This is a genomic window from Roseateles sp. P5_B10 (assembly GCF_056400485.1).
Map to the genome: position 1 here is coordinate 1 of NZ_JBFULE010000226.1, position 7206 is coordinate 7206.

The following is a 7206-nucleotide window of genomic DNA, read 5'->3' on the forward strand; positions in this document are numbered from 1 at the left end:
CCACAGATGAGGCGCGCGCTCCAGATGGCGACCTTGAGCCAGCCGGCACAAGCCCAGTAGACCGGGTCGCCGCGGCGGAAGATGGACAGGATGACGACACCGGTCGCCCAGGGGATGACGGTGACGACGAGAACCAGGACAAAGATCAGCGAGCGGATAGCGCTCAATAGCGTTGCCATCAGGACTTCCGAATCAATAGGTGCGCAACGGTGGCGCCAGAGTGCATGGCCAAGCGGATGCCGCAGAACCGGCTTTGCCGGGCTGCTGGCATCGCCCCCTTGAGGGGGCCGGCGAAGCCGGTAGGGGGTGGGCTCATCACTTCAGTTCAGGTCTCCGGCCTGGGTGTCGGGGGTCAGAACCTGGCCGCGCTGCACGGCAACGCGGCGGCGCTCCTCCTGGATGATGGCTTCGGCAAAGCTCATCAGGTCGTCGTGCACGCGGGCCGTGGGCACCTGCACGAGCAGGTTGGCGAGCTCGTTGGTGCCGAGGCTGCCGAAGGGGCCGGTCAGCACGAGGTGGGGCATGCAGCCGGCGTTCTGCGCCGTCAGCAGGTCGGTCAGCGACGCGCCGACCATGTGGATGGTGGCGAGCGCAACGTCGAAGCGCTCGCCGATCTGCTGGATGAGGCCGGGCAGGGGCTTGCGGCAGTCGCAGCCTTCTTCGGGCGTGTGCGGGCAGAAGAACGCCGCGTCCAGGCGCCCGCCCTTTTCGGCCAGCAACTGGTTCAGGCGGATGTGCACGGCATTCAGCGAGGCCATGTCCAGCAGGCCGCGGCCAATGCCGGCCTGGTTGGTCGCCAGCACCGTGTGCCAGCCGGCGTGATTCAGGCGCGCGACGGCCTCCAGCGCCCCCGGCAGCGGGTCGAGTTCCTCCGGCGCCTTGACGTGGTCGTCGCGGTAGCGGTTGATCGTGCCGTCCCGCCCGAGGATGACGAGCTTCATGCCGTGGGCGTGGTCGGCGCGCATGGAGGCTTTAGGCAAGGCGCGACAGGTCGGCGACCCGGTTCATGGCGGCGTGCAGGCGGCCCAGCAGGGCCAGCCGGTTGGCGCGGAGCAGCGGGTCCTCGGCGTTGACCATCACGTCGTCGAAGAAGGCGTCGACCGGGCCCTTGAGCGCGGCCAGGGCCTTCAACGAACCGGTGTAGTCATGCTGCTCGAACAGCAGGTCGGCAGTGGGTTGGACTTCGGCAATCGCGGCGGCCAGGGCCTGCTCGGCGGCTTCCTTCAGCAGCGCATCGTTGATGGCGTGGGGCAGTTCGCCTTCGACCTTCTTCAGGATGTTGCCGACGCGCTTGTTGGCAGCCGCGAGCGACGCCGCTTCGGCCAGGGCGGCAAAGGCACGCACGGCTTCGAGACGGCGCGGCACGTCACCCAGGCGAGCGGGGTTCAGCGCCAGCACGGCGTCGACTTCCTGGGCGCTGTAACCCTGGTCACGCAAGCTGACCGCGAGGCGGTCGGCAAAGAAGGAAAGCAGCGCCTCACGTGGGTTCTCGATGAGCTCGCCGAAGGCCGGCACGGCCGCGTCGATCAGCGCCGGCAGGTCCAGCGGCAGGTTCTTCTCGACGAGGATGCGGATGACGCCCAGCGCATGGCGGCGCAGTGCGAACGGGTCCTTGTCGCCGGTGGGCAGTTGGCCGATGCCGAACAGGCCCACCAGCGTCTCCAGCTTGTCGGCCAGCGCCACGACGGTGCCGGTATGGTTGCGTGGCAGCGCGTCGCCGGCGAAGCGCGGTTTGTAGTGGTCCTCGATGGCGATGGCGACGCCGTCGCGCAGGCCTTCGTGGCGGGCGTAGTAGCCGCCCATGATGCCCTGCAGCTCAGGGAATTCGCCGACCATGTCGGTCAGCAGGTCGCACTTGGCGAGCTGGCTGGCCTGCTGCACCTTGCTGTCCAGCACCTTGAACTCGTCGTCGGCGTCGACCGTGTAGGGCAGGGTCGCCATGCTCAGCTGGTTGACGATGGCATGCGCGATCGACCTGACGCGCTCGGCGCGCTCGCCCTGGCTGCCCAGCTTGCCGTGGTACACGACCTTGGCCAGGCCCGGCAGGCGGTCTTCGAGCTTCTTCTTGCGGTCCTGGTCGAAGAAGAACTTGGCGTCGGCCAGGCGCGGGCGCACGACGCGCTCGTTGCCCTGCACGACGGCGCCGGCGTCGGCGGGCGCGATGTTGCTGACGACCAGGAAGTGGCGGGTCAGCTTGCCGTGAGAGTCCAGCAGCGGGAAGTACTTCTGGTTGGCCTTCATCGTCAGGATGAGGCACTCCTGCGGCACGGCCAGGAACTCGGCCTCGAACGCACAGGTCAGCACATTGGGGCGCTCGACGAGGGCGGTGACTTCGTCGAGCAGGGCCGCGTCATCGATGGGCGTGAGGCTCAGCGCATCGGCCGCACCCTTGAGTTGGCGCGCGATCTCGGCGCGGCGCTCGGCAAAACCGGCGATGACGGCGCCCTGGTCACGCAGTTGCGTGGCATAGCTGTCGGCCGATTCAATGCTGACCGTGGGCTGGGCGGCTTCAAAGCGATGGCCGCAGGTCGTGCGGCCGGCAGTCAGGCCCAGGGCCTGGACGGGCACGATCTCGCTGCCGTGCAGCGCGACGAGGCCATGGGCCGGGCGCACGAACTTCACGTCGGTCCAGCCGTCTTCGAGCTGATAGCTCATGACCTTGGGGATGGGCAGCTTGGCGAGGGTTTCATCCAGCGCCTTCTGCAGGCCCTGCGCGAGCGTGGCGCCGGCTTGCATGCTGTCCCAGAACAACGCCTCGGYCTTGCCGTCGGGCAAGCGCTTGAGTTGCGGCACGACTTCGGGGCCGGCGCCGATGGAGGCCAGCTTCTTCAGCAGCGCGGGCGTGGCCTGGCCATCAGCGGTGAGGGCGACGGCGACCGGCATCAGCTTCTGCTGCACGGCCTTGTCGGCGGCCTTGGCGGCGACGTTGGCCACATGCACGCCGAGGCGGCGCGGCGACGCGAACGACGTGACGGCGGCGTCCGCAGCGGCGAGGCCCTGGGCCTTCAGGCTGTCGGCCAACACGCTGGCGAAGGACTCGCCGAGCTTCTTCAGCGCCTTGGGCGGCAGCTCTTCGACAAACAGTTCAACGAGCAGATTCATCAAGCGGCCGCCTTCTTGCTGTTCTTCAGTTCGATCTGCGCGACGACTTCATCCGCCCAGGCCTTGGGGGCCATCGGGAAGCCGAGGCGCGCGCGGCTGTCCAGATAGCTCTGCGCAACGGCGCGGGCCAGGTTGCGGATGCGGCCGATGTAGGCCGCGCGCTCGGTCACGCTGATGGCGCCGCGGGCATCCAGCAGATTGAAGCTGTGGGCGGCCTTCAGCAGCTGCTCGTAGGCGGGCAGGGCTAGCTTCTCGACCATCAGCTCCTGGCTCTTCCTTTCATGCGCGGCAAAGGCCGACAGCAGGAAGTCCACATCGCTGTGCTCGAAGTTGTAGGTCGACTGCTCCACCTCGTTCTGGTGGAACACGTCGCCATAAGTCAGGCCGTCGGTGTAGACCAGGTCATAGACCGATTCCTTGCCCTGCAAGTACATCGCCAGGCGCTCCAGGCCGTAGGTGATCTCGCCGGTGATGGGCTTGCAGTCGATGCCGCCGACCTGCTGGAAATAGGTGAACTGCGTGACCTCCATGCCGTTCAGCCACACCTCCCAACCCAGGCCCCAGCAGCCGAGCGTCGGGTTCTCCCAGTCGTCCTCGACGAAGCGTACGTCGTTCTTCTTCAGGTCGAAGCCCAGCGCCTCCAGCGAGCCGAGATAGAGCTCCAGGATGTTGGCCGGCGCGGGCTTCAGGACGACCTGGTACTGGTAGTAATGCTGCAGCCGATTCGGGTTGTCGCCGTAGCGGCCGTCCTTGGGGCGGCGGCTGGGCTGCACATACCCGGCCTTCCAGGGCTCGGGGCCGAGGGCGCGCAGGAAGGTGGCGGTGTGGCTGGTGCCGGCGCCAACTTCCATGTCGTAGGGCTGGAGCAGGGCGCAGCCTTGCTTGGACCAATAGTCCTGCAAGGTCAGGATGATTTGCTGGAAGGTCAGCATGAGGCGAGGGGGAGAGGGGGTGGCCGATTCTATGAGGCCGCCCTGCGCACGCCCGCCAGGGCCAACAGGGACAAAAGCCAGAGCGGCCAAAGCCCCAGCGCGGCCAGCCAGCGGGCATAGGGCGTGGAGCCGCTGCGGCCGTCGACTTCGACCTCCAGCACGCCGCGCTGCAGGGCGGGCAGYCGGGCGGTGATGYGGCCGTGATGGTCAACAAGGGCAGTGGCGCCAGTGTTGGTCGAGCGCGCGACGGGGCGCTGGAACTCGAGGGCGCGCATCTGCGAGAACTGCAGATGCTGGTCCTGGATCATGACGGTGCCGAACCAGGCCAGGTTGCTGACGTTGACGAAGGCGGTCGCCGCGTCGGGCCCGACGGCGCTCTGCACGAAGTCCTCGCCGAACAGATCCTCGTAGCAGATCAGCGGCCGCAGCCTCTGGCCGGCGACGGCCCAGGGGCGCTGGTGGTCGCCGCGGGCCTGGTCGTCCAGCGGGATGTTCATGGCATGCACGAACCAGCCAAAGCCCGGCGGGATGAACTCGCCGAAAGGCAGCAGATGGCGCTTGCCGTAGTGGTAGTCGCTGCCCAGGGCGACGACGGAATTGACGAAGCCCTCGTCGGCATTGCCGAGGAAGGCGCCGAGCAGTGCGGGGCGTTCGGGGCGGGCCAGGCGCACGAGGGTGGCGCGGTCCAGTTCGGCCAGCGGCAGCGGCACGACGGACTCGGGTGTGATGACGACCTGGCCGCGCGCCGACTCGATGAGCCGGGCCAGCAACTCCAGATTGGCGGCGAAGCGGGCCGGGTCGAACTTCTGGTCCTGCGGGATGCTGGGCTGGACCAGGGAGAGGGCCAGGCGGCCCGTGGAGGTCGTGAAGTCCTGCGGCAGCAGCAGGCCGGCCAGCGGGATCAGGAGCGCAGGCGCGGCCCAGGCAACGGCACCGCGCCTTAGCCATACCAGGCCGGCGGCCGCCAGCGCTGCCAGCGCGGAGATGCCGTAGACCCCCACCCAGGGCGCCCAGCCCGCCAGCGGGCCGACGGTGTGGGCATAACCCGCCGCGATCCACGGGAAGCCGCTGAGCCAGGTCGCCCGTGCCAGCTCGGCCAGCAGCCAGGCCGGCACCAGCGCCATCAGCCGCCAGCGGCCCGGCGCGATCCAGCGCGCGGTCAGGCCCAGGGCCAGCGCGTAGAAGCCGCTGAGAAAGGCCGCCAGCAATGCCACCGCCAGCGCGGCCAGCAGCCAGGGGATGCCGCCGAACTGGTGCATGCTGATATGCAGCCACCACAGGCCCGAGGCCAGCCAGCCAAAGCCGAACAGCGCGCCGACCAGGGACGCAAACCGGGGCGTGGCCTGCTCGACGGTGGCGAACAGCAGCGCCAGCGCGATGGGCTGCAGATACCAGGCGCCGGTGGGCGCGAATGAGGCCGTGTGCAGCAGGCCTGCGGCCAGTGCGACAGCCGCAGCCCTCGCGCCCTTCACGCCTCGGTCTCGTCTTCGGGGGCGCGCGTGACCTTGAACCAGCGCACCGCGCCGCCGCGGGTCAGCATGACGGCGAAGTTCAGGCCGCCCACCTGCACGGTCTCGCCGCGGCGCGGCACGCGGCCGTGCTCGTGGGCGATGAGGCCGCCGATGGTGTCGAAGTCGTTGTCCGGCAAGGCCAGGTTGAAGCTGCCGTTGACGGCCGCGATGGTCGCGTCGCCGGCGATGCGCTGGCTGCCGTCGGCCAGGGTGTAGATGCCGGACTCGCCATCCTTGTCGTCGAACTCGTCCTCGATCTCGCCGACGATTTCTTCGAGCACGTCTTCGATGGTGATGAGGCCGGCGGTGTTGCCGAACTCGTCGATGACGATGGCCAGGTGGTTGCGGTTGGAGCGAAAGTCGCGCAGCAGCTCGTTCAGGCCCTTGCTCTCGGGCACGAAGACCGTCGGGCGCAGCAGGGCGCGCAGATTCAGCTCAGGCGCGCGCTGCATCTTGAGCAGGTCCTTGGCAAGCAGGATGCCCATGATGTTGTCGCGGCTGCCCTCGAAGACGGGGAAGCGCGAATGGCCGGTGTCGATGACGAGACCAAGCAGCTCGTCATAGGGCGCRTCGATGTCCAGCAGGTCCATGCGCGGTGCGGCCACCATGGCGTCGCCGGCCGACAGCTCGGCCATGCGCAGCACGCCTTCCAGCATCTGGCGCGACTCGGGCTCGATCAGCTCGCGCTGCTCGGCGTCGGCCAGGGTATCGRTCAGTTCGCTCTTGGAGTCGGGGCCGGGGTGCAGGAACTCCAGCATGCGCTCCAGCAGGCCACGGGCCTCGGGCGGGTGTTTGGCGGCCCCGCGAACTGGGGGCCTGCCTGAATGCGGTTCGCTCAAGGGGAGCTGTCAAGGTATTGCGGAAGGGACAGAATAGCCGATTGATTTGACAAAACCTTGTGCTGGGCCTCCCAGCCCCCATATCTGCCGCCTTCGACGAAAACGGTTCCCATCATGTCCAAGCCCCAAGGCCTCATTCCCGCCACCATCCTGACCGGCTTCCTCGGTGCCGGCAAAACCACGCTGCTCAAGCGGGTGCTGACCGAGGCCCATGGCCAGAAGATCGCCGTCATCGAGAACGAGTTCGGCGAAGAGAACATCGACAACGACATCCTGGTGTCCGACACCAACGAGCAGATCATCCAGATGAACAACGGCTGCGTCTGCTGCACCATCCGCGAGGATCTGCGCACGACCCTGTCCGACCTGGCCGCCAAGCGCCGCAAGGGCGAACTGGACTTCGAGCGCGTCGTCATCGAGACCACCGGCCTGGCCGACCCCGGCCCCGTCGCCCAGACCTTTTTCATGGACGACGAGATCGCCGAGAGCTATCTGCTGGACTCGGTGCTGACGCTGGTGGACGCCAAGCACGCCGAGGAGCAGCTCAACAGTCGCCAGGAAGCGCGCATGCAGGTGGGTTTTGCCGACCAGATCTTCATCAGCAAGGCCGATCTGGTCGAGCCGGCGGCCGTCGAGGCCTTGGTGCACCGCATCAAGCACATGAACCCGCGGGCACCCATCCAGACCGCCCATTTCGGCGAGGTGGCCCTGGCCAAGGTGTTTGACCTGCGCGGTTTCAATCTGAACGCCAAGCTGGAGATCGACCCGGATTTCCTCAAAGCGGACGCTCACGACCACGGCCATCATCACCATGATCACGAT

At 67.8% G+C, this 7206-nt stretch carries 6 protein-coding genes; 1 reads left to right on the plus strand and 5 read right to left on the minus strand.

The genetic code is table 11. The features are described from left to right. Positions 1 to 320: 320 nt before the first annotated feature. Genes gmhB through AC1DU6_RS15100 form a run of 5 tightly spaced genes read right to left on the minus strand, consistent with a single transcriptional unit; the run spans position 321 to position 6384 of the window. Positions 321 to 965, minus strand: coding sequence for a D-glycero-beta-D-manno-heptose 1,7-bisphosphate 7-phosphatase (gene gmhB / locus AC1DU6_RS15080; protein ID WP_235532115.1), 645 nt, complete (start codon positions 963 to 965; stop codon positions 321 to 323). Positions 966 to 972: 7 nt separating this feature from the next. Next, the gene (glyS, locus tag AC1DU6_RS15085; RefSeq protein WP_477858039.1) at positions 973 to 3102 is read right to left on the minus strand and encodes a glycine--tRNA ligase subunit beta; all 2130 of its coding nucleotides are present in this window, start codon (positions 3100 to 3102) and stop codon (positions 973 to 975) included. Next, positions 3102 to 4034, minus strand: coding sequence for a glycine--tRNA ligase subunit alpha (gene glyQ / locus AC1DU6_RS15090; protein WP_056204643.1), 933 nt, complete (start codon positions 4032 to 4034; stop codon positions 3102 to 3104). Before glyQ ends, glyS begins: the two co-directional genes overlap by 1 nt. Before the next feature lie 29 nt (positions 4035 to 4063). After that, a complete protein-coding gene (gene lnt / locus AC1DU6_RS15095; RefSeq protein WP_477858041.1) occupies positions 4064 to 5506 on the minus strand; it encodes an apolipoprotein N-acyltransferase in 1443 nt (480 codons plus the stop codon). Continuing rightward, positions 5503 to 6384 (minus strand): HlyC/CorC family transporter, encoded by an 882-nt coding sequence (locus tag AC1DU6_RS15100; protein ID WP_477858043.1) that lies wholly within the window; start codon positions 6382 to 6384, stop codon positions 5503 to 5505. Before AC1DU6_RS15100 ends, lnt begins: the two co-directional genes overlap by 4 nt. A gap of 114 nt (positions 6385 to 6498) precedes the next feature. Here AC1DU6_RS15100 and AC1DU6_RS15105 point away from each other — a divergent pair. Next, on the plus strand, positions 6499 to 7206 hold a 708-nt coding region (locus AC1DU6_RS15105; protein ID WP_477858045.1), incomplete at its 3' end, for a CobW family GTP-binding protein.

Excerpts from the sequence above, each read along its gene's own strand:
- glyQ (WP_056204643.1), bottom strand. The coding sequence starts at position 4,034 with ATGCTGACCTTCCAGCAAATCATCCTGACCTTGCAGGACTATTGGTCC.
- gmhB (WP_235532115.1), bottom strand. The coding sequence starts at position 965 with ATGCGCGCCGACCACGCCCACGGCATGAAGCTCGTCATCCTCGGGCGG.